General features: G+C 38.0%; 19 protein-coding genes, 2 pseudogenes and 1 other annotated feature. All 21 genes and pseudogenes read right to left on the bottom strand.

Annotated elements, in window-relative coordinates; all coding sequences use genetic code 11:
* Positions 1-3: 3 nt before the first annotated feature.
* The 21 genes and pseudogenes from ACFFIX_RS07160 to spoIIGA all read right to left on the bottom strand — a co-directional run bounded on the left by ACFFIX_RS07160 (position 4) and on the right by spoIIGA (position 21,913).
* The gene (locus ACFFIX_RS07160) at positions 4-783 is read right to left on the bottom strand and encodes a dihydroorotate dehydrogenase electron transfer subunit (protein WP_378932032.1); all 780 of its coding nucleotides are present in this window, start codon (positions 781-783) and stop codon (positions 4-6) included.
* Entirely contained in the window at positions 780-3,992 is a 3,213-nt protein-coding gene (gene carB, locus ACFFIX_RS07155; protein ID WP_378932031.1) for a carbamoyl-phosphate synthase large subunit, read from the bottom strand. Before carB ends, ACFFIX_RS07160 begins: the two co-directional genes overlap by 4 nt.
* A pseudogene (locus ACFFIX_RS07150) lies at positions 3,977-5,077 on the bottom strand (carbamoyl phosphate synthase small subunit). The gene carB and the pseudogene ACFFIX_RS07150 overlap by 16 nt, the downstream one beginning before the upstream one ends.
* Positions 5,074-6,360: a dihydroorotase gene (gene pyrC, locus ACFFIX_RS07145; protein ID WP_378932029.1), complete on the bottom strand. Its 1,287-nt coding sequence runs from the start codon at positions 6,358-6,360 to the stop codon at positions 5,074-5,076. The pseudogene ACFFIX_RS07150 and the gene pyrC overlap by 4 nt, the downstream one beginning before the upstream one ends.
* The gene (locus tag ACFFIX_RS07140) at positions 6,344-7,264 is read right to left on the bottom strand and encodes an aspartate carbamoyltransferase catalytic subunit (protein ID WP_378932027.1); all 921 of its coding nucleotides are present in this window, start codon (positions 7,262-7,264) and stop codon (positions 6,344-6,346) included. The genes pyrC and ACFFIX_RS07140 overlap by 17 nt, the downstream gene beginning before the upstream one ends.
* Positions 7,265-7,428: 164 nt before the next feature.
* Positions 7,429-8,709, bottom strand: a complete 1,281-nt coding sequence (locus ACFFIX_RS07135) for a solute carrier family 23 protein (RefSeq protein WP_378932025.1) — start codon at positions 8,707-8,709, stop codon at positions 7,429-7,431.
* Positions 8,710-8,870: 161 nt separating this feature from the next.
* Positions 8,871-9,422: a bifunctional pyr operon transcriptional regulator/uracil phosphoribosyltransferase PyrR gene (pyrR, locus tag ACFFIX_RS07130; protein WP_378932023.1), complete on the bottom strand. Its 552-nt coding sequence runs from the start codon at positions 9,420-9,422 to the stop codon at positions 8,871-8,873.
* A 193-nt stretch (positions 9,423-9,615) separates the two neighbouring features.
* The gene (locus tag ACFFIX_RS07125) at positions 9,616-10,530 is read right to left on the bottom strand and encodes an RluA family pseudouridine synthase (protein ID WP_378932021.1); all 915 of its coding nucleotides are present in this window, start codon (positions 10,528-10,530) and stop codon (positions 9,616-9,618) included.
* A complete protein-coding gene (gene lspA, locus ACFFIX_RS07120; RefSeq protein ID WP_378932019.1) occupies positions 10,531-10,995 on the bottom strand; it encodes a signal peptidase II in 465 nt (154 codons plus the stop codon).
* 395 nt (positions 10,996-11,390) lie between these two features.
* Positions 11,391-11,759, bottom strand: coding sequence for a TraR/DksA family transcriptional regulator (locus ACFFIX_RS07115; protein WP_378932017.1), 369 nt, complete (start codon positions 11,757-11,759; stop codon positions 11,391-11,393).
* Between the two features lie 145 nt (positions 11,760-11,904).
* Positions 11,905-14,676: an isoleucine--tRNA ligase gene (gene ileS / locus ACFFIX_RS07110; RefSeq protein WP_378932015.1), complete on the bottom strand. Its 2,772-nt coding sequence runs from the start codon at positions 14,674-14,676 to the stop codon at positions 11,905-11,907.
* Positions 14,677-14,723: 47 nt separating this feature from the next.
* Positions 14,724-14,958, bottom strand: a binding site (T-box leader).
* Between the two features lie 58 nt (positions 14,959-15,016).
* Positions 15,017-15,522, bottom strand: a pseudogene (locus tag ACFFIX_RS07105) (DivIVA domain-containing protein).
* Between the two features lie 97 nt (positions 15,523-15,619).
* Positions 15,620-16,396 (bottom strand): YlmH family RNA-binding protein, encoded by a 777-nt coding sequence (locus ACFFIX_RS07100; protein ID WP_378932013.1) that lies wholly within the window; start codon positions 16,394-16,396, stop codon positions 15,620-15,622.
* A 95-nt stretch (positions 16,397-16,491) separates the two neighbouring features.
* On the bottom strand, positions 16,492-16,758 hold the full coding sequence (locus ACFFIX_RS07095; protein ID WP_378932011.1) for a YggT family protein: 267 nt from the start codon (positions 16,756-16,758) through the stop codon (positions 16,492-16,494).
* Positions 16,759-16,765: 7 nt separating this feature from the next.
* Complete coding sequence (locus tag ACFFIX_RS07090) at positions 16,766-17,209, bottom strand: cell division protein SepF (protein ID WP_378932009.1); 444 nt, start codon at positions 17,207-17,209, stop codon at positions 16,766-16,768.
* Between the two features lie 2 nt (positions 17,210-17,211).
* Positions 17,212-17,898, bottom strand: coding sequence for a YggS family pyridoxal phosphate-dependent enzyme (locus tag ACFFIX_RS07085; protein WP_378932007.1), 687 nt, complete (start codon positions 17,896-17,898; stop codon positions 17,212-17,214).
* Positions 17,895-18,731: a peptidoglycan editing factor PgeF gene (gene pgeF, locus ACFFIX_RS07080; protein ID WP_378932006.1), complete on the bottom strand. Its 837-nt coding sequence runs from the start codon at positions 18,729-18,731 to the stop codon at positions 17,895-17,897. The genes ACFFIX_RS07085 and pgeF overlap by 4 nt, the downstream gene beginning before the upstream one ends.
* Before the next feature lie 92 nt (positions 18,732-18,823).
* The gene (locus tag ACFFIX_RS07075) at positions 18,824-19,081 is read right to left on the bottom strand and encodes a YlmC/YmxH family sporulation protein (protein ID WP_378932004.1); all 258 of its coding nucleotides are present in this window, start codon (positions 19,079-19,081) and stop codon (positions 18,824-18,826) included.
* A gap of 121 nt (positions 19,082-19,202) precedes the next feature.
* The gene (gene sigG / locus ACFFIX_RS07070; RefSeq protein ID WP_378932420.1) at positions 19,203-20,027 is read right to left on the bottom strand and encodes an RNA polymerase sporulation sigma factor SigG; all 825 of its coding nucleotides are present in this window, start codon (positions 20,025-20,027) and stop codon (positions 19,203-19,205) included.
* A 165-nt stretch (positions 20,028-20,192) separates the two neighbouring features.
* Entirely contained in the window at positions 20,193-20,912 is a 720-nt protein-coding gene (gene sigE / locus ACFFIX_RS07065; protein WP_378932002.1) for an RNA polymerase sporulation sigma factor SigE, read from the bottom strand.
* Positions 20,913-20,980: 68 nt separating this feature from the next.
* Entirely contained in the window at positions 20,981-21,913 is a 933-nt protein-coding gene (gene spoIIGA, locus ACFFIX_RS07060) for a sigma-E processing peptidase SpoIIGA (RefSeq protein ID WP_378932000.1), read from the bottom strand.
* Positions 21,914-22,210: the final 297 nt, after the last annotated feature.

Genomic DNA, 22,210 nt, shown 5'->3' with positions numbered 1-22,210 from the left:
CTCTTAAATAACCACCTCTCCGGCCAAAAATACAGGACCATCGCTGCAAACTTTTTTATAACTTGTACCATCTGGATCAGCTTGTGTATGACAAACACATGCAAAGCAAGCGCCAATTCCACAGCCCATGCGTTCTTCTAAAGACAGATACATAGGTTTATGAGAATATAACGTTTCAAGCGCACGCAACATAGGCGTTGGTCCACATGCAAATGTCGTATCAAACTCTAACTCATAATTAGTGATTAAATCTGTTACAAAACCTTTGCTACCATATGTTCCGTCAACAGTTGTTACATAAGTTTTACCTAACCGTTTAAGTTCATGTTCTAAAAACACAACATCTAGGGTTTCAAAGCCAATAACATGTTTAACAATTACTCCCTTTTCAACTAACCTCTTTGACAATTCTAGTAAAGGCGGCACACCAATACCTCCACCCACTAAAAGTGCGGTTTGACCTGCTTTCAATTGTTCAGTAGGAAAACCATTTCCAAGTGGTCCAAGAACATCTACATTATCGCCAGGTTTTTTAGCAGAAAGAAGCTGAGTGCCAGCTCCTTCTGCTCGGTATATCATTGTGAATTGATTTTTTTCTTTGTCAATTTCAGAGATACTGATCGGTCTTCGTAATAAAGGCGCTGAGCCTTCTGTTACTTTTAAATGAACAAATTGACCTGGCTCACTCATTTCTTTAACGAGCTCACCTTCAACTGTTAACTGAAAGATGTTTTTTGCTATTCTCAGTTGGTTAATCACTGTCATGAGCTCTTTTTTGATCACGCTAGACTCACCACCTGCTGCTTTTTAACTTTAGGCATTGTTTCAGTTGAAAATGTCATCGATTCGAGTACTGCTAATATTGCTTTAGCCGTATCCAGTGATGTTAAGCAAGGAATTCCATTCTCTACGGATTCACGACGAATTTTAAAGCCATCTCTTGCTGGTTGTTTTCCCTTTGTTAAGGTATTGATGACAAATTGCGCGTCACCTTTTCGGATAACATCCAAAAGATTTGGTTCATCTGCCCCGATTTTGTTAACGATTTTTGCTGGAATGCCTTGCTTGCTTAAATGTTCTGCAGTTCCACTTGTAGCTAGTATCTGATAGCCGATGTGATGAAATCTTTTCGCAATTTCTAAGCCTTCTTCTTTGTCCTTATCTGCAATAGTCAACAGAACAGAGCCATGGTTTTGAATATGAATGCCAGAGGCAACGAGCCCTTTGTATAACGCTTTTTCTAACGTATGATCCTTCCCCATAACTTCTCCTGTTGATTTCATTTCAGGACCGAGTGTGATGTCAACGTTGCGTAGCTTTGCGAATGAAAATACTGGTACTTTGACATAGACTCCAGCGCTTTCTGGATGCAATCCAGTGCTAAAGCCTAGATCACTTAACTTTGTTCCTAGAATGACTTTTGTTGCGAGATTAGCCATTGAAATCCCTGTGATTTTGCTTAAAAATGGTACTGTTCGACTTGAGCGAGGGTTAACCTCCAAGACGAAAATATCATCTTTGTAAAGTACAAATTGGATATTTAATAGCCCTACAATGTTTAAGCCCTTTGCAAGTCTAATCGTATAATCAACAATTTTCTGTTGAATTTCCCCTGATAGCGTTTGTGGTGGATAAACAGCGATTGAATCTCCCGAATGCACTCCTGCTCGTTCGATATGCTCCATAATTCCAGGAATGACGACTGTTTGCCCATCAGAAATCGCATCTACCTCAATTTCTTTGCCTGTTAAATATTTATCAATTAACACAGGGTGCTGCGGGTTAATTTTCACAGCGTTTTCCATATAGTGAAGGAGTTCATTTTCTTGATAGACAATTTCCATTGCACGACCACCTAGTACATACGAAGGTCTCACTAATACGGGATAACCAATCTTTTTTGCTATTTTTACGGCTTCGTGTACAGATGTTGCGGTTTTTCCTAGAGGTTGAGGAACTCCTAGTTTTTCTAATGTTTGTTCGAATTTATCTCGATTTTCAGCTCGGTCCAAATCTTCAAGAGAGGTACCAAGAATTTTCACTCCACGAGCTTGAAGCTCACTTGCAAGATTAATAGCCGTTTGGCCTCCGAATTGTACGATAACACCTTTTGGTTTTTCTAGATCGATAATATGCATCACATCTTCAACCGTCAGTGGCTCAAAGTAAAGCTTGTCTGAGATGCTAAAGTCAGTAGACACTGTTTCAGGGTTGTTGTTTACGATGATTGCCTCATAGCCTGCTTCTTTTATTGCCCACACAGAGTGCACGGTTGCATAATCAAACTCAATTCCTTGTCCAATTCGAATTGGTCCTGATCCAAGCACAATTACACTTTCTTTCTCAGTAACAATTGATTCATTTTCTTCTTCGTACGTTCCATAGAAATAAGGAGTTGTCGATTCGAACTCCGCAGCACAAGTATCGACCATCTTATAGACAGGGCTTATTCCCGCTTGTTTACGGAGCTCATAAACTTCCCTTTCGGTTGTGTTCCAAAGTGTTGCAATTGCTGAATCAGAGAATCCAAGTTCCTTTGCTTCAAGTAAACATTGAAGTTCGAAGATGTTTTCTTTCAGTGTTTCTTCAAACTCAACAATATTTGAGATTTTCACTAAAAAGAATAAATCGATTTGACTCCACTCATGGATGGTTTGCAGTGTTACACCTCTTTTAATCGCCTCAGCAATGTAGAAAAGGCGCTCATCGCCCGCTTTACGGATTCTTTTTTCAATTAGCTCATCCGAAATCATTTCAGCGTCCTTTAAGTGAAGATGACTAACATCTGCTTCTAGAGAACGCACCGCTTTTAGCAAGGACTCTTCGAATGTTCGTCCGATTGCCATTACTTCCCCTGTTGCTTTCATTTGTGTACCTAAATGGCGATTCGCAGATTCGAATTTATCAAAAGGCCAGCGTGGAATTTTGGTAACAATGTAATCAAGTGCAGGCTCAAAGCATGCATAGCTTTTCCCTGTTACAGGGTTTTTCATTTCATCAAGTGTTAATCCTACAGCAATCTTAGCAGCTAATTTAGCAATCGGATAACCAGTTGCTTTGGAAGCAAGTGCAGATGATCTGCTTACCCTTGGGTTTACTTCAATAATGTAATAGTGAAAACTGTGTGGATCTAACGCGAGCTGAACGTTACAGCCACCCTCAATTCCTAGCGCACGGATAATTTTTAATGAAACATTCCGTAGCAGTTGATATTCTCGATCGCTCAACGTTTGGCTTGGTGCAACAACAATCGAGTCCCCGGTGTGAATTCCAACCGGATCAAAATTCTCCATGTTACAAACTACGATTGCATTGTCATGTGCATCACGCATAACCTCGTATTCGATTTCTTTAAAGCCAGCTATGCTTTTTTCAAGTAAGCATTGTGTCACAGGACTGCTTTTTAAGCCGCCTTTGACAATTTCAATTAGCTCAGCTTCATCGTGACAAATTCCGCCGCCAGTTCCGCCTAATGTGTAAGCAGGTCTTACAATGACGGGGTAACCAATTCTTCCTACAAACTCGTAAGCTTCTTCTAAATTATGAATGATTTCACTATCAGGCACTGGCTCGTTTAACTCGTTCATTAATGTACGGAAAAGGTCACGGTCTTCTGCTTTTCTAATGGCTGATAACTTCGTCCCTAAAATTTCAACTTCACACTCATCCAGTACACCACTTTCAGCGAGTTCGACAGCCAGATTTAAACCAGTTTGTCCTCCTAAAGTCGGAACTAGAGCATCTGGTCGCTCTTTTCGGATAATATTACTTAAAAATTCAACATTTAGAGGTTCAATATACACCTTATCGGCTATCTCTGTATCTGTCATAATTGTCGCAGGATTGGAGTTTACTAAAATAACCTCATAGCCTTCTTCTTTAAGTGCCAAACAGGCTTGAGTTCCTGCATAATCAAATTCCGCTGCTTGACCGATAACAATCGGTCCTGAACCGATTACGAGTATTTTCTGGATATCTAGACGTTTTGGCATTGTGTAACCCCTTCTTTCTTGTGAAGTTGAATCATATCTAGAAATTGATCAAATAATCCGTTGGCATCTTCAGGTCCCGGTGAAGCCTCTGGGTGATATTGGACAGTAAAAGCGGGCAATTCCTTGTGCTTTAATCCTTCAACGGTGTCATCGTTTAAAGCGATATGTGTTATTTCTAAGTTTGTCTCATAAACAGATGCATCTGTTACAGTGTACCCGTGATTTTGAGCAGTAATTGCGACTTTTCCAGTTGATAAGTCCTTCACTGGATGGTTTGAGCCCCGATGTCCGAATTTTAATTTTTCTGTATCTGCCCCACAAGCTAGTGCAAATAATTGATGGCCTAGGCAAATTCCGAATAAAGGTACTTCCCCAAGTATTCCTCTAATCATCTCAATTGCTTCTGGAACATCTTTTGGATCTCCAGGTCCATTAGAGAGCATAATGCCATCAGGACGAAGCTACAAAACTTCATTCGCTGTAACATTGTATGGAACAACGACGACATCACAATTCCGTTTATTTAATTCTCTTAAAATGCCGTGCTTCATTCCATAATCAACAAGCACAACTCTGTGTCCTCTCCCAGGGCTTGGGTAAGCGGTCTTAGTTGAAACCTTTCTAACTTGGTCAATGGGTAAGGTACGACCTTTAAGTTTCTCTACAATTTCACGAGGATCTTCATTAATACTGCATATTGCCCCTTTTAAAGCTCCATGTTTACGAATAATTCTTGTTAACTTACGTGTATCAATTCCTGCAATTCCTGGAATATCTTTTAGTTTAAAATACTCATCTAGCGTATATTCACTTCTCCAATTCGAGGGAAACTCACAGAATTCTTTGACAACAAATCCTTCTATAAACGGGATAATGGTTTCAAAATCATCACGGTTAATTCCATAGTTACCAATTAGCGGGTACGTTAAGGTAACAATTTGCCCACAGTAGGATGGATCTGATAAAATCTCTTGATAGCCTGTCATCCCTGTATTAAAAACGACTTCCCCGATTGTCTCTTTTTCACTACCAAACCCTTTTCCGATAAAAACTGTGCCATCTTCTAGTATTAATTGCTTTTTCATGCTGTAACTTCCCCTTTCTCCCAAACGATGTTTCCATTTACAATGGTTAGCGTAGGCCAGCCTTGGCAATCCCAGTTTGTAAAAGGTGTATTTTTACCTTTTGAAACAAAGGTGGACGGATCTATTTTAGTTTCAGTTTGAAGATCAATAATTGTTAGATCTGCTTTTTCACCTATTTGCAATTTTCCTTGCTGCAGTCCAAAAGCTTTTGCTGGTTTTACAGTTAAAAAGTCAACGATTTCCTTTAGCGTAAACTTATTTGTCAACACAAGATGTGTATATAGTAATGGGAAAGCTGTCTCCAAGCCAACAATTCCAAATGGAGCTAACTGCATGCCCTCATCTTTTTCTGTTGCCGTATGTGGGGCATGATCAGTGGCGATAAAATCAATTGTCCCATCTCTTAACCCTTCTAAAAGCGCGGCTTGATCACTTTTACTTCTTAAAGGCGGATTCATTTTATAATTTGGATCCAGTCCAGGAATATCATCTTCACACAATAAAAGATGATGTGGAGTGACCTCTGCAGTGACGTTAATTCCAGCACGCTTCGCATCACGAACGACTCTCACCGATTCCTTCGTACTAATATGGCATACATGATAATGACAGCCTGCTGCCTCAGCCAGTAAAACATCTCTGGCAATATGTACAGCTTCACACACAGATGGAATTCCGTTCAACTCATGTTTCTTGGAAAAATATCCCTCATGTACTGAACCTTTATTAATTAATGTATTTTCCTCACAATGCGCAACGATTGAGACACCTAATTCAGCTGCTACTTTCATCGCTTTTAGCATCATACCAGCTGATTGAACACCAACGCCATCATCTGTAAAGGCAAATGCACCAGCCTGTTTTAACTCTTCAAACTGTGTTAGTTCTTCGCCGAGTTGTCTTGTTGTAATTGCAGCATAGGGTAAAACATTCACGACTGCAGTTTCTTTTATTCTTTTTTGTAGCCACTGCATTTGCTCTTTTGAATCAGGGACAGGACGTGTGTTTGGCATCGGAGCAATTGTCGTAAAACCACCTTTTGCTGCGGCTAAACTTCCAGTTGCAATCGTTTCTTTATGTTCTCCACCAGGTTCGCGTAAATGAACATGTAAATCGATAAACCCAACTGAGATCAATTTCTGAGATACATCAATTTCTTTTGTATTTTCAGAGGATACTGTTTCTGCAATTTCAATGATCACATCGTTTTCGACTTTAACTTCTGCTTTCGTTAGCTCACCCTGATCGTTTAAAATAAGACCATTTTTAAGAACAAATGACATGATTCTTCTCCTCCAATTTTTGCTCGTTTTTTTGTAGCGCACGTTTTAGGACAGCCATTCTGACATACACACCGTTTTCCATTTGTTTAAAAATTCTTGACCGATCACATTCAATAAGTTCACTTGCAATTTCAACGTCGCGATTTACCGGAGCTGGATGCATGATAATTGCATGTTGCTTCATCATACTTTCACGTTGTTTTGTTAAACCAAATTGTTGTAAATAATTCTGCACACTGTTTGACTGGTCATGATGACGCTCATGCTGTATTCTCAAAAGCATTACGACATCAGAACTTGTTATCGCTTCATCCACAGGGGCGTATTCACCATAGGGGTTTGAAGCGTCTTGCCATTCGTCTGGACCAGCAAAAAGCACACGTGCACCCAGCCTTGATAAAACTTCTGCATTAGATCTAGCCACTCGGCTATGTCTGATATCGCCATGAATTGATACTGTTAATCCTTTAAAGTATCCAAACTCTTCTTTAATGGTTAGAAGATCTAACAATGACTGTGTTGGATGATTTCCGCATCCATCTCCAGCATTAATAATTGGAATGCCTACCTTGCCTTCTAATTCCTCAAAATACCGATCTTGTTCGTGTCGAATAACAACTGCGTTTGCCCCTATGGATTCTAGCGTCTTCACAGTATCATAAAGAGTTTCACCCTTTTGAACACTTGAATGCTCTGCTGAAAAATTCAACACGTGTAAACCTAGTTTTTTTTCTGCGACCTCGAAGCTAAATCGTGTTCGAGTACTAGGCTCGAAAAAGAGGTTTGTAACAAAGAGCATCGAATTTGATGTCCAGCCTCTTCCATCTTTGTACGCACCCGCATCTTCAAGAATTGTAAGGATTTCTTCATTTGAAAGCTGATTCATTGTGAGCAGATCCATCATATTTATCGCTCCTTTTTTTGGTTTATAAAAGAAAACACCCTAACTAAGATTGATTAGGGTGTAATAACGATAGCAAAGCAGCCTACAGCTTTGCTTGTTACACCCTTCCTGAGCCTCACTGGACTAGTATTAAAAGGTGACTATACAACTGAAGAATCTTTTCTTTAAATGGTTTCTGTTTCGGTCTGTTTATTAGCACCTGGAAGAACTAGGTTCAAAACGATCCCAATAATTGCCGAAAGTGCCATTCCTTGGAGCTCGAACCCTGGAACCTTTACTAGTGCTCCTCCTATTCCAATGACAAGGATGACAGAAGAGATAATTAAGTTTCGGTTATTTCCTAAGTCCACTTTACTATCAACCATCATTCTAAGACCCGATGAAGCAATAATTCCGAAGAGCAGGATTGAAACGCCTCCCATTACTGGAGTTGGAATTGAACTGATCAGTGCAGTGATTTTTCCAATAAATCCGAAGAGTATAGCTAGTACTGCTGCTCCACCGATAATAAACACGCTATAGACTCTTGTAATCGCAAGTACTCCGATATTTTCACCGTATGTTGTATTTGGTGGTCCACCAATCAAGGATGCGATGATTGTTGCAACACCATCACCTAGAATGGATCGATGTAAGCCTGGTTTTTGAATAAAATCTCTTCCTACCACTTTTCCTAATACAAGCTGATGTCCGATATGCTCAGATAGAGTGACAACTGCTACCGGTACCATAAGTAGAAAAATTTCAAGTGATAATGTTGGACTGTAATTGATAAAAGGAATGATAAAGTCCGGTTTTTCGAAAATTGGTGCTTTGATTACATTTGCGAAATTAACAAGTCCAATTGATAAAGCATAAAAGTAACCTCCTGCTATTCCTAGTAGAACTGGAATCAGGCTGAAAAATCCTTTTAAAAAGATCGAGCATCCGATGGTGATCGCTAGCGTGACAAGTGCCACTGAAAAGTATGTTAGACTGTATTCTCCATCAGGATTATTCATTGCCATATCAACCGCAACACTTGCTAAGCCCAGTCCAATTACGATTATTACAGGGCCAACAACAACTGGAGGCAACAGCTTCATTATCCATTTATAGCCAGCTCCTTTTATCAGGAGAGCTACAATTCCATATACGATACCCGCCATAAAGCTACCAACCATTGCTGCACCAGGGCCTTCGGCTGCCGTTGCAGCGATAATTGGTGCAATGAAAGCAAATGAGGAACCTAAGTAAGCAGGTACCTGACCTTTTGTTATCAGGATAAATGCCAGTGTACCCAAACCGCTTGAAACAAGTGCTACTGCTGGATCAAGACCAACAAGGAAAGGTACTAAGATCGTTGCGCCGAACATTGCGAATAAGTGTTGAAAGCTTAAGGTTAACCAAGTAAAAGGATTTGGTGTTTCATGTACATCAAGGATGATTGAGTTGTCTTTTTTCATTATGGTTTCCTCCATTGCTGATATTATCCCATTAAAAAACCTCTTTGTGAGTTGGCACAAAGAGGTACAAGAAGGTAAACCAATACCCTGATTTTTTGAATGGGTATTGTGCTTCTGTCCCCCTTTGCAGCCTCTCTGGACTGCTTTTAAAAAGGGTTACTTTATTCTTTTTTGAAGATTGATACTTGATCTAATCCATCAACCTCTTTGAGCTCGACAACAATTCTCTCTGAGCTAGCTGTAGGTACGTTCTTTCCAACAAAATCAGCTCGGATCGGAAGTTCACGATGTCCTCGATCGACTAAAACAGCAAGTTGAATTGATGCAGGCCTTCCGATGTCAACTAGAGCATCCATTGCTGCGCGTACGGTTCTACCTGTGTATAAAACATCATCAACTAAAATGACCTTTTGATTTGTTACATCCACGGGTATATCCGAGCCCTTCACAAGTGGTTCTTGATCATCTGTAACTTTAGACAAGTCATCACGGTATAAGGTAATATCGAGTTCACCAATTGAAATTTTCTTACCTTCAATTTGCTCAATTCTCTCGGCAAGCCTTTTAGCTAAGTAAATTCCTCTTGTTTTAATTCCGACTAATACGCTATCCTCAATTCCTTTGTTACGTTCAATTATTTCATGTGCAATTCTCGTTAAAGCGCGACGTATCGCCTGATCATCTAGAACAATCGCTTTTTCTTTTTGTGACATGACCAGCACCTCCTAAAACTGAAATGAAAAACCCTCTCACCGCATGCAGTGAGAGGGTAGATAGACATAGTAAAAGTGAACACGCCTATTAATAATTAGGCATGTGTCTAATCCGCTTCCTTCTCAGCCTCACGGGACTGTATTAAAGGTTCTTATTAACTTAACAATAGTATGTCAAAATAGTGTAGTGTTGTCAACGATTAATTTTGATTTGTTCCATTACATCCAAAAATTCAGTCGGTAATGGTGCTTCGAACTCTAAATACTCTTTGCTTCTAGGATGAATGAAACCTAAAACTCCAGCGTGCAAAGCTTGCCCATTAATGTCTAGAGTTTTCTTTGGACCATATTTTGGATCTCCAACGAGAGGAAAGCCGATGTATTTCATGTGGACACGAATTTGATGGGTACGCCCTGTTTCTAACTGACACTCGACAAAAGTAAAATCATTAAATCGTTCTAGAACTCGAAAGTGGGTAACTGCATCTTTACTACTCACGTTTGTGACCGTCATGCTTTGACGATCTTGTTTGTGACGTCCAATAGGTGCGTCAATCGTTCCATTGTCATGTAAAATCACACCATGAACGATTGCTTTGTACTTCCTTGTAACTGTTTTATTAACTAGCTGATTAACTAACGATTCATGTGCCATATCATTTTTTGCTACCATCAATAATCCAGATGTATCTTTGTCAATGCGGTGTACAATTCCAGGTCTTAAAATACCATTGATCCCAGAAAGATCCTTACAATGAGCCATCAAACCATTAACAAGCGTTCCATTTAAATGCCCTGGGGCAGGATGAACAACCATCCCTTTTGGTTTATTGACAATCAAGACATCAGCATCTTCATAATAAATATCTAGGTTCATCTCTTCAGCAACAACATCAAGGATTTCTGGATCAGGTATATTGACAACAATTGCATCATTTAATTGGCACTTATAATTTGTTTTAATTACTTTCTCGTTTACCTTTACTAATTGATCCTTTATCCATTGCTGAACTTGTGTGCGAGACCAATCATTTTCATAAGTTGAAAGAACTTTGTCAATTCTTTCCCCTTTTAACTCTTCACTTACTTGTATTTCAATGATGTTCATTTATGCTTGCTCCTTCTCTTGTTTCCCTTCACGTACCATTTGTATAAATAACAATCCAACACCTATGCACAAAGATGCATCTGCAATATTAAAAATTGGAAAGTCATATGAAAAAATGAATGTATTAATAAAATCTACAACTTCTTTACGAAATAAACGGTCGATGAAATTACCAATTGCTCCACCTAGCAGTAAGCCAAGTGATACGCCCATTAATACTTGCTGTTTCGTGTACTTTTGAATGTAATAAATGATTCCAACAATCACGATAGAAGTTATAATGTAAAAGAACCACATTTGGCCTTGTAAAATACCCCAAGCAGCTCCTTTATTACGATGAGATGTTATGTATAAGAAATTTTCAATAACAGTTATGCTTTCGCCAAGCTGCATTTCCTTTACAATCAACCATTTTGTTAATTGATCAAGTCCAATTACAATGGCAGCAATCACGTAATACAACACAATTTTCCCCAACTTTCTCTATGTTTAAGTAAAGTAAATCGTCCAAGCTTGAGTTTCAAAGCAAGTTTGGAATAATTTAGCGATAATATCGGTATTTTTTCACCTTTGAATTGTACCATATAAATCCTATATGGCGCTACTTCTCTCCGAATAGAAAAAAATCGAAGTAAAAATACTCGGAGTCCTACAGGATGTAGGTCAGAAAGGCGTTGCGACAGGACGTCGCGTTCTTGCCTGCCCCGAGGTCATTAGGCTGACCAAGGCGCCACGCGCTTTTTTTTAAAAGATAAGAAAGTATAAGTTTTTTGTATACTTAGTTTTTGTGTCTAGCGTAAGGCGCCATCGGTTCGAGGTCATAAGCCGATTAGCGGGCGCCTTGCGCTTTTCTTAACCATTTACTGCAAATGTTCCGTTTCAGTGTAGCTCACTCCCCCATAATACATGTGAGGAAGAGCTTTTTTTTCATAATGGTCTTGATAATAGAAGTCATAAATGCTTCTTGCAGTAGGTAGTACCTTTAGTTTATCTAAGGGAATTTGTTTCCCCGTTTCTTCACAAATCCCGTAAAGTCCACTGTCCATTTTTACTATTGCACGTTCCACATCTTGAAGTTCATCTTTCACATGATGCATAAATGTACTATTTTTTACTAACACTTCGTGATCGATTGACATTCCAAACATACAATGATCAAATAACCTTGTTCTTAATTCCTCACGCATCACTTGTAGCTCATATCGGATTGCATCAAAATGGTTATTCATGATGGACAACTCCTTATATCCTTCTCATGGTGTAACCATAGTGTATCCTAGTAAAAAGCACTCACACTGAAAAGAATTTTCCTGTCTTGGAACTTAGGAGAGAGACCATTGAAAAACCCACCTATATCAAGGTGGGTTCTTTACTTTATGCCGTTGTATAATGCTCTTTTACAATTGATGCACAGCGTGGGCAAAGTGTTGGATGATCTTTGTCTTGACCAACTTCTGGTGTAACAATCCAACAACGATCACATGTTTCGCCTTCTGCTTGTGTAACTACGATTTTCACCGTTTCAAGTGTTTGAGCATCTTGTGGTGCCGTATCAAAATCTCCTGAAATTTCAAAACCTGATACGATAAAGATTTGTTTCAAATCTTCAGAAACAGATTCAAGGAGCTCTCTTGCTTCTTTATTTGGATAAAGAGCAATTCTTGCAGTTAATGACTTCCCAATTACTTTTGTATTACGAGCAACTTCTAATGCTTTTAAAACTTCATCTCGTAAGGACATGAAAGCATCCCACTTTTTCTCTAATTGATCTGCGTTTGGTAGGACTTTACTTTCTGGCATGTCAATAAGCTGAACACTTTCTTCTTTTACTGATTCAATATGAGCCCAAACTTCATCAGCAGTATGCGGAAGAATAGGTGTAACAAGCTTAACTAGAGATAATAATGTGTCATATAGAACCGATTGAATTGCTCGGCGCTCTTTATGATCTGCAGACTCGATATATAAAACATCTTTTGCAAAATCTAAATAAAATGAGCTTAATTCAATCGTACAGAAGTTATGAACGGCATGATAAATTCCTGCAAATTCATAGTCTTCATACGCATTCTTCACACGATCTGTAAGTTTATTGAGCTTCACTAGCATATATTGATCAACTTCACGAAGCTCATCAAATGATAGTGTGTCTCTTTCTGGATTAAAATCAGATAAAGTGCCAAGTAAAAAGCGGAATGTGTTGCGAATTTTACGATACACTTCAGCTACTTGTTTCAAAATCGGATCTGAGACACGAACATCTGCTTGATAATCAACTGAAGCTACCCATAAACGTAAAATATCTCCACCAAGCTGATTCATTACTTTTGCAGGAATGACAACATTTCCAATTGACTTACTCATTTTACGTCCTTGGCCATCTAGAGCAAAACCATGACTAAGCACACCTTTATATGGAGCTTTCCCTGTTACTGCTACAGCTGTTGATAAAGAAGAGTTAAACCAGCCACGGTATTGATCAGATCCTTCAAGATAAAGATCGGCAGGTCTTTGAAGATCATCACGTTCTAGTAGTACAGCTTGATGTGATGAACCTGAATCAAACCAAACATCCATAATGTCATTTTCTTTTGTAAAGTTGCCGTTAGGGCTTCCCTCATGCGTAAAGCCATCAGGTAGAAGACTCTTTGCATCACGTTCAAACCAAATATTTGAACCATGTTCTCTGAAAAGAGCTGAAACATGATCAATGGTTTCATCAGTAATAATCGGCTCACCGTTTTCAGAATAAAATACTGGAATTGGCACTCCCCATGCACGCTGACGTGAAATACACCAATCTCCACGGTCACGAACCATGTTATACAGCCTTGTTTCTCCCCAAGCAGGAACCCACTTTGTTTCCTTAACAGCTGTTAAAAGATCTTCTCTAAAATCTTTAATTGAAGCAAACCATTGTGCAGTTGCACGGAAAATGGTCGGTTTTTTCGTTCTCCAATCATGTGGATACGAATGTGTAATAAAGCTTAGTTTCAGGAGTGCCCCAACTTCTTGTAATTTTTCAGAGATTGGTTTATTCGCTTCATCATAAAATAACCCTTCAAAACCTTCTGCCTCTTTTGTCATATATCCCTTTTCATCAACTGGACATAATACATCTAAGCCATATTTTTGCCCAATAATAAAGTCATCTTCACCATGTCCAGGTGCTGTATGAACACATCCAGTACCAGCTTCTGTTGTCACATGCTCACCAAGCATAACAAGTGAATCACGGTCATAAATAGGATGTTTAGCAACGACATTTTCTAGCTGGCTACCTTTTAATGTTCTACTTACCTTATACTGATCCCACTCCATTGTTTTTGCGACTGACTCAACTAAATCTGAAGCTAAAACAAATTTGTCGTCATTAACATCAACAACACTATATTCTAATTCAGGATGTACACAAATTCCAAGGTTTGCAGGAATTGTCCAAGGAGTCGTAGTCCAAATAACGATCTTTTCTCCATTTGTTAAAACGTTCTTTCCGTCTTTTACTGGAAAAGCAACGTAGATCGATGGAGAACGTTTATCATCATATTCAATTTCCGCTTCAGCTAAAGCAGATTCACTTGATGGAGACCAATAAACCGGTTTTAAGCCTTTATAGATATAGCCTTTTTTCGCCATCTCACCAAATACTTTAATTTGTTGTGCTTCATATTCAGGTTTTAGTGTTACGTATGGGTTCTCCCAATCACCTCGAACGCCCAGTCTTTTAAACTGTTCACGTTGATTTTTGATTTGCTCCCATGCATACTCCTCACAAAGCTTGCGGAATTCTGCAACCGACATTTCTTTACGTTTTACTTTTTTGTTTTTAGTTAGGGCAGTTTCAATTGGCAAGCCATGTGTGTCCCAACCTGGAACATATGGAGCACAAAAGCCACTCATTGATTTGTAGCGAACGATAAAATCTTTCAAAACTTTATTTAACGCATGACCCATATGGATGTCACCATTTGCATATGGAGGTCCATCATGTAAAACAAACAAAGGTCTGTTTTTAGTATGCTCCTGAACTTTTTGATAAATTTTCATTTCTTCCCATTTTTCTTGAAGTTGCGGCTCACGATTTGGCAAGTTTCCGCGCATCGGAAAGTCTGTTTTCGGCATAAGCAGCGTATCTTTATATTCCATTTTCATTCCTCCAATAAATTTATGAACACAAAAAACCTTCTCATCCCATAAGGGACGAGAAGGTTTATCTCGCGGTACCACCCTTTTAGACGATTAACTTCACTTAAAGCTAATTGTCCTCTCCAACATTCGTAACGAGAATGACACGTCTTCGCTTACTTACAAGTTCAGCAAGAAACTCAAGGGTGATTTTTATTCATTCATCTTATGCCGAGCTTTCACCACCCTCGACTCGCTAGAAATAAGAATTGAAAGAACTACTGTCCCTATCAATGTTTTTTCTAATTAAATTCGTATTTGTTTTCAGTATTATATGCGAAAAAAAGGAAGAAAGTCAAGTTTACGCTTTAGCTTCTTCTTCTTCTCCATAGATAGGATCTACTTCATATTGCATAAGGTGATCCCAATCATCATTTTTCAATAAATCAAGTTGTGCTTCGATAAGCATCTGAAATCTGGTACGGAACACTTTTGATTGCTTTTTAAGCTCTTCAATTTCCATCGCAATTTTTCTTGATTTCATTAAAGACTCGTTAATAATTCTGTCAGAATTCTTTTCTGCTTCTTTAACAATCAACTTCGCTTCTTTTTGAGCGTTGCGTTTAACATCTTCAGCAGCTTCTTGAGCGATTAAGATCGATTTATTTAACGTCTCTTCAATATTCGTAAAGTGACCTAATTTCTGAGACAGCTCAGAAACACGAGACTCAAGTTCTTTTTTTCACGGATTATCATTTCATAATCTTTTATGACTTGATCTAAAAACTCATTCACTTCATCTTCATCATATCCACGAAAGCCTTTGTTGAATTCTTTGTTATGAATATCTAACGGTGTTAAGGGCACGAATGCCACCTCCATTATGTAGTAAATTCTACAGTTCTATTCAATATTATAAATCATAATTCGACATCTTTGTAGAAAATCCTGCTAATTTATGAAATTATTTTTGTTTTGTTACATTAATTCTCCACTTGTCTTTCTTCGTTTTACCTTCAATTGTTACTAACTTGCTTCTGCCAAAACCTCTAACAGACAAGGTATCTCCCTCCCTACACTCGAATGATGTAGCTTCAACAGTTTTCCAATTCACCTTCACTAAACCATTTGAAATGAGTGGTTGAACTTTTTGTCGTGAGATGTTGTAGATTGCTGCAAGGATTACATCTAATCTTAGGGAGGCAACAGTCGTTGTTTGTTCAGATAATTCCTCTTTTAGAGTGATGATCTGTTCTAGATTAATTCGTTTCAATGCGATTTTCGAACGACCAACTTGGTTAAAATTCACAGTTAGGTAATCAGAGATTTCTTCTGAAACAATTAGTTGGATTCTTTGATCGTGAAATCTGATATCTCCAAACTTTGCTCGTTTTAGACCAATTGCCATTAAAGACCCTAAGATTTCTCTATGTTCGATGGTCACAAATTTACTAGCGTACTGAATTTCAAATCCCGCTAATCTATAATCTGGCGGGGCTGGGACGTAATATTCTGGGTAGAAGAGAGCGCGCTTTCGTTCTGAATCAACTGCACCTCCAGAGAACTTTACTCTTACCTCCGTGTTCTCGCCGATAATTGTTTGAACGATTTCTTGTTCTCGCGGGTCAAGAAAATCAATTAGTTTTGGCCCATATTGTGTTAAAACATCTTCTTTCCATTCTAATACTTGGTCAATGAAGTGTCTCTCTTCTTCCCGAAAATGCTGATATATTCCGTTCATCATACACAACTCCATTATTTGAAAAATAAAAAGAGGCTGACTCAAAATTTAGTGTCAAACCCCCTGAATTCATATTTAAACTGTCTAGAAAACCCTTAAGCAATCATTCCATACAATGCAAGTAAACCTGACTGTGCTAGTCTTAAAGTGATGATAGCCACGATTGGTGAGATGTCAATCATCCCAATAGAAGGAATGATTTTTCTAAAAGGGTCTAGATATGGTTCACAAATTTTTGCAAGGAATTGACCAAAGCTTGATTCGCGTGCATTTGGAAACCATGAAAGAAGGATAAATATGATAATCGCATACGAATAAAAAGACAATAATGTACTTAATACTTGATATATCGTATAAAGCATAGCTAGTCTACCACCTTTGATGTTCTTCTTCGGCTACTAGTTCCGAGATTGATCCTGATACATCGACATTATCAGGGGTACATAAAAATATATTCATACCAACACGTTGAATATCACCGCCAATTGCGTAAACAGTACCACTCAAAAAGTCGACAATGCGTTTGGCTTGATCTCTTTGGATGCTTTGTAAATTTACAACAACTGCTCGACGGCTTTTTAATTGATCGGCAATTTCTTGTGCTTCAGCATATACTCTAGGTTCACATAAAATAACTTTAGATGATTTTTTTACACTTTGCAAACTTACGACGTTTTGTTTTGAATGAGGTTTTTGAGTCATAGGTTCCTGTTCCTCAAAAATATCCTCTTGCTGCTGTTGTTCGTTCTCTACGTATTCATATTCCTCATCTTCTAGTGCGAAAAAGCTTTTAAATTTATTTTTAATACTCATGGTTAAACACCTCCGCTTTCATTTCCGACAAGAGACGTGCCAATTCGAATAAAGGTCGCACCCTCTTCAATTGCAATATGATAATCATTCGACATTCCCATTGATAACTCTTCACACGGTGCATAATTCAACCGAAGAGTTTGTACACTATTTTGCAGTTGTTTTAATTGTCTAAAACAGTCACGTATAACTTGTTCATTCTCAGTATTGGGTGCCATTGTCATCAATCCTACAATCTGAATATGTTCGTACTCTTTTAATTCATGAATAAAAGATAGTACACTCTCTGGTTTACACCCATGTTTCGAGTCCTCACCTGATACATTGACTTGAATAAAGCATTTCAGAGGTCGGTCGAGACGCTTATTTAGCTCTTTAGCAAGAGAAATTCTGTCTAACGAATGTATGTATGTAACTTTATCAATGATGTTTTTTACTTTTCGCGTCTGAAGGGAACCAATAAAGTGCCATTGCGCAGCATTGCCTATTTCTTGAACTTTCGCTTGAAGTCCTTCTTCCCTATTTTCGCCTAAGTGTGAAACGCCTGCGTTAATAGCCTCAAGCGCACGATTTACACTTACATATTTAGTCACTGCAATAATTTTTACATCGCTTGGATCTCTTCCAACTTTTCGACAAACGCTATCAATTCTGTTTCGTATATGTGCTAGATTTTCTTCTACATTCAAACCTCGTTAAGCCTCCCTTTTAACCCAACATAGCTTAACATTCGCCCTGTTTTACCCTGATCTCTTCGATGTGAGAAAAACAACTTATCTTCACAGCTTGTACACCAATTTGAGACAACAATATTTTTTTCTTTTATTCCTGCTTTAATAAGTAATTGCTTATTAAGTAATTTAAGATTTAATTGATATTGACCTTCTGATACAAGATTGTATGGTAAAAGTTCATTTTGTACTAGTGGTTTTACATGTGAGATTACATGGTCATCGACAATGTAGCAGCATTCACCAATCGCAGGACCAATAACTACTGAAATTTCTTCAGTAAGAACACCTTCATCAGTTTGCCATTTCCTCACCATTTCTCCAGCTATATCCTGCACCGTTCCTTTCCAGCCTGCATGCGCTAGACCAATTAAAGAACGTTCAGGAGCAACGAAATAGAGGGGAACACAATCAGCGTAACACAATGCTAACATCACATTTCTACTATCTGTGTATAAGCCATCACTTTTTAAAATACTATCTTGATAGGAGAAAGCTCCTTGACCTCGATCGTTTTTTGAAACCTTTTCAATTCGATTTGAATGAATTTGATCAGCGAATACCCAGCTTGACAACGGGAATGAAAGAGAATTAGCTAGGATCTCTCGATTTTTTATTACATCAATTGGCGAGTCGTGGACATGTAATCCCAAATTCAACGACTCAAAATGGCCTTTACTTTTTCCACCATGCTTTGATGTAAAACCGGCGACAATATTCTTATTCAATTCATTCCACGTATCTATTTTTAATGAACTGTTCCCACGATCTTGAAACGGTTCTTTAAGCATAAATCACTCAACCCTTTTTTCGACATTTGTTTTACATGTATCGCACTTATTTTACCACATCTTTCCCGTTACGTTTAGCATGAATGTTAAAATTATTCTGTAGTAGCCTCAATATTTCGGTTCATTCTTACCAAAATTACATCTTCGCCTATTTTTACAATGTTTCGCCAAGGTATGACGAATTCCTCGTCTTTCCCAAAAAAGCCCAGAACTCTACCTTGCCCTGAGATAATAATCGCTTGAATTTTCCCAGTTGTAACATTTATATCAAAATCCCCAATATTCCCCAACTTCTTCCCATCCGAAACATCAACAACATCCTTCGTCTGAAACTCCGAAATAAACATCATATCAAAACGTCCCCCTCTAAAAAAGTCTCTACTACAATCTATATGTCAAACAAGTACTCCATACTATAGTTATTTTTTTTTTGCAAAGCAAAAAAAAGCCTAGTTCACGTAAGTGAACCGGCTAGTTTTGGATGTTCTTGTTCATTTGTTTGATGGCAGCTTTTTCAAGACGTGAAACTTGGGCTTGTGAAATGCCAATTTCTTCGGCAACTTCCATTTGTGTTTTTCCTTGAAAGAACCGTTTTCTAAGTATTAGTTTTTCTCGGTCGTTTAGTCGTCGCATACCTTCTTTAAGTGCAAGTTCTTCAATCCAATTGATGTCTCGGTTTCGTTCATCACTTAACTGATCCATCACATAAATAGGATCCCCACCGTCATTATAGATGGGTTCAAAGAGTGAAACTGGATCTTGGATCGCATCAAGTGCAAAGACAATTTCTTCATGAGGAACATCTAGGACCTTTGCAATTTCTTCTGCAGTTGGCTCTTTTGATGTTTTACTCATAAGTTGCTCTCTCACTTGCAAAGCCTTGTAGGCGATATCTCGTAGTGAACGAGAAACTCGGATGGGATTGTTATCTCTTAAGTAACGACGGATTTCTCCAATAATCATTGGTACAGCATATGTTGAGAATTTGACGTTTTGGCCTAGATCAAAGTTATCAATCGATTTCATTAGTCCAATGCAGCCTACTTGGAACAAATCATCAACAAATTCTCCTCTGTTGTTAAATCGCTGGATTACACTGAGTACCAATCTTAAGTTGCCGTTAACCAGCTTTTCTCTAGCTGATAAGTCTCCGCCGCTTTGCATCTGTTTAAACAGTTTTCTCATTTCCTCATTCTTTAGAACTGGAAGTTTTGAAGTGTCTACCCCACAAATTTCGACTTTGTTTCTGGTCACATCTTTCCCTCCTAACAGGAGTTGCTGTACAGAGTTAAGTATCTCCTTAGGTGGGAAAAATATGCACAAGCCTTATGAAAGTATAGACCTCGAAAATCTTCATTTATTTCTATAAAATATGCGAAAAGGCATGTAAAACAACTGTTTTACATACCTTCTTTATTAAAATAATTTTTTTAAACGATACAGGTTGGCCCCTTAAGTTCATTACACCATCTTATTAAATTCTTTTTGAAGGCGCTTAATAATCCGCTTTTCAAGTCTTGAAATATAGGACTGTGAAATCCCTAACATATCTGCTACATCTTTTTGAGTTTTCTCTTCCCCACCGAGCAAGCCAAATCGAAGTTCCATGATTTGTTTTTCTCGCTCATTTAATTGTTGTAGTGCTTTTAATAATAACTTTCGATCAACATTGGCTTCTAAATCTTTTGTAATAATATCATCCTCTGTTCCTAATACGTCAGAAAGAAGAAGCTCATTACCATCCCAGTCAATATTCAATGGCTCATCAAAAGAAACTTCAGAGCGCAGCTTGTTGTTACGACGGAGATACATAAGGATTTCATTTTCAATACATCTTGACGCATAGGTTGCCAACTTAATTTTCTTTTCAGGATTAAATGTGTTAACTGCTTTAATAAGGCCAATCGTGCCAATACTTATCAAATCTTCTATATTGATTCCTGTGTTTTCAAATTTACGAGCAATGTACACAACGAGACGAAGATTTCGTTCAATTAAGATCGCACGTGCTGCCAAGTCTCCACTAGGTAGTTTATTTAATAAAACTTCTTCCTCATCCTTGGATAGAGGTGGTGGTAATGCTTCACTACCACCTATGTAATAAATTTCATCTGTTTTGATTCCTAGCTTAATCAATAACTTATACCATAAATAGGTTAAATGTAATTTTAATTTTTTCATTTTCCTCCCCCTTCTAAAAATAAAATCAACAGAGTAAGATAGTATTAACTTAGTTCTACGATCCAAACTTATGAAACGTGTTGGATAGAGGTGCCTTGAAGCATTTTCGGATGAACTATGCACTCATATTCATCATCTGTTGATAAAGTTGTACGGTTCAACCCTATAATTGTTTTATTCACTTTAATAAGTTCATTTTTTGTTTCAATCACTACTTCATCAGGTTTAAACCCTAACAAGAATTGATGATCCTGACCTACAACTCGGTACGGAATAATTCTTATCCTGTGTTCCCATGAGTGCCCTTTACCATTCTCATTCGTTAATGAACTCATAACATCCTTTTGTATAGCCTGCTTAAAAAGTTGTTCAGGAAGATGTTCTTCAATTTTTTGCGTGTCAATAATCATAACTGGACTTCTTGTTAAAGGATCATAAAGCTGATTTCCACTATCGATTAGACCTCGAACAATAAAATGAGTGTCATCCACTTTGATAGATACACTAACAAGTTGATCGAAGTGAATCTTTTTTGTCTCGATGCCTTCAAGTCGACTTCTAGAAAAAAACCATGCGATTGGAAAACCAATGACAACAAATAACCAACTTATTGGATCACCCAGACCGGTAGAATTGGTCATCATTACACCATTTAACAAAGTCATTTCGGCTTGTAAGAAATAGTGAGTACCAATCATAGCACCACCAACCATAAAGGTGACAAAATAAAAAACAAGTAAACTCTGAAAAAAGGAACGAAATCGTTTAAATCCAAAAGCGATCCACACCATCAACATAGAGACAATCATCTTTCCTATCGGATGGATAACTAAATATGAAAACGGGGTAAACATAAGAACGACAATACTTGAACCAACAATTGCTGCTAAACACAATCGTATCTTATAAACTTTCCTCTTTAAAACAATCGCAGTTAACAAGAGTAGTAACAAATCAAAGGAAAAGTTTAGAAACCAAATTACGTCTAAATAGATAGACACTCGAAACTCCCTTCCTTTGATTAATTATTTAAAGATACCTGCGGTTCTTTCTTTTGGGACATCGTAGATGAGCAAGCTTGTTAGAGTTTAGTATAAACTAGATACAATGGGGAAGTCTGTCACTTACTGCCGAGAGAACCGGGGAATTTTTGATAGATTTAAAGTAATTTTGTCGATAAAAAAAGCGCAAGCGCCTTGGTCAGCCCCGACATGCATAAGCCGATTCTAAATAGAAGGCGTTTTTTGCCTTCAATTTTAAAATTGACTTATGACCTCGAGGCAGTTACAACCGCGACG

The sequence above is a fragment of the Metabacillus herbersteinensis genome, from assembly GCF_042433335.1.
GTDB lineage: Bacteria > Bacillota > Bacilli > Bacillales > Bacillaceae > Metabacillus > Metabacillus herbersteinensis.
The sequence above is the reverse complement of the archived record's forward strand: the minus strand, read 5'-3'. Positions and strand labels throughout refer to the sequence as shown.

What these genes read in the sequence shown, in the direction of transcription:
- ACFFIX_RS07125 (WP_378932021.1), bottom strand. Translation starts at nt 10,530, where the DNA reads ATGAACATCATTGAAATACAAGTAAGTGAAGAGTTAAAAGGGGAAAGA.
- ACFFIX_RS07075 (WP_378932004.1), bottom strand. Translation starts at nt 19,081, where the DNA reads ATGATGTTTATTTCGGAGTTTCAGACGAAGGATGTTGTTGATGTTTCG.
- ACFFIX_RS07115 (WP_378932017.1), bottom strand. Translation starts at nt 11,759, where the DNA reads ATGAATAACCATTTTGATGCAATCCGATATGAGCTACAAGTGATGCGT.
- carB (WP_378932031.1), bottom strand. Translation starts at nt 3,992, where the DNA reads ATGCCAAAACGTCTAGATATCCAGAAAATACTCGTAATCGGTTCAGGA.
- ileS (WP_378932015.1), bottom strand. Translation starts at nt 14,676, where the DNA reads ATGGAATATAAAGATACGCTGCTTATGCCGAAAACAGACTTTCCGATG.
- ACFFIX_RS07095 (WP_378932011.1), bottom strand. Translation starts at nt 16,758, where the DNA reads ATGCTTTATACGATATATCAAGTATTAAGTACATTATTGTCTTTTTAT.
- pyrR (WP_378932023.1), bottom strand. Translation starts at nt 9,422, where the DNA reads ATGTCACAAAAAGAAAAAGCGATTGTTCTAGATGATCAGGCGATACGT.
- ACFFIX_RS07100 (WP_378932013.1), bottom strand. Translation starts at nt 16,396, where the DNA reads ATGAACGGAATATATCAGCATTTTCGGGAAGAAGAGAGACACTTCATT.
- sigE (WP_378932002.1), bottom strand. Translation starts at nt 20,912, where the DNA reads ATGAAAAAATTAAAATTACATTTAACCTATTTATGGTATAAGTTATTG.
- pyrC (WP_378932029.1), bottom strand. Translation starts at nt 6,360, where the DNA reads ATGTCATTTGTTCTTAAAAATGGTCTTATTTTAAACGATCAGGGTGAG.
- ACFFIX_RS07140 (WP_378932027.1), bottom strand. Translation starts at nt 7,264, where the DNA reads ATGATGGATCTGCTCACAATGAATCAGCTTTCAAATGAAGAAATCCTT.
- ACFFIX_RS07090 (WP_378932009.1), bottom strand. Translation starts at nt 17,209, where the DNA reads ATGAGTATTAAAAATAAATTTAAAAGCTTTTTCGCACTAGAAGATGAG.
- pgeF (WP_378932006.1), bottom strand. Translation starts at nt 18,731, where the DNA reads ATGCTTAAAGAACCGTTTCAAGATCGTGGGAACAGTTCATTAAAAATA.
- ACFFIX_RS07135 (WP_378932025.1), bottom strand. Translation starts at nt 8,709, where the DNA reads ATGAAAAAAGACAACTCAATCATCCTTGATGTACATGAAACACCAAAT.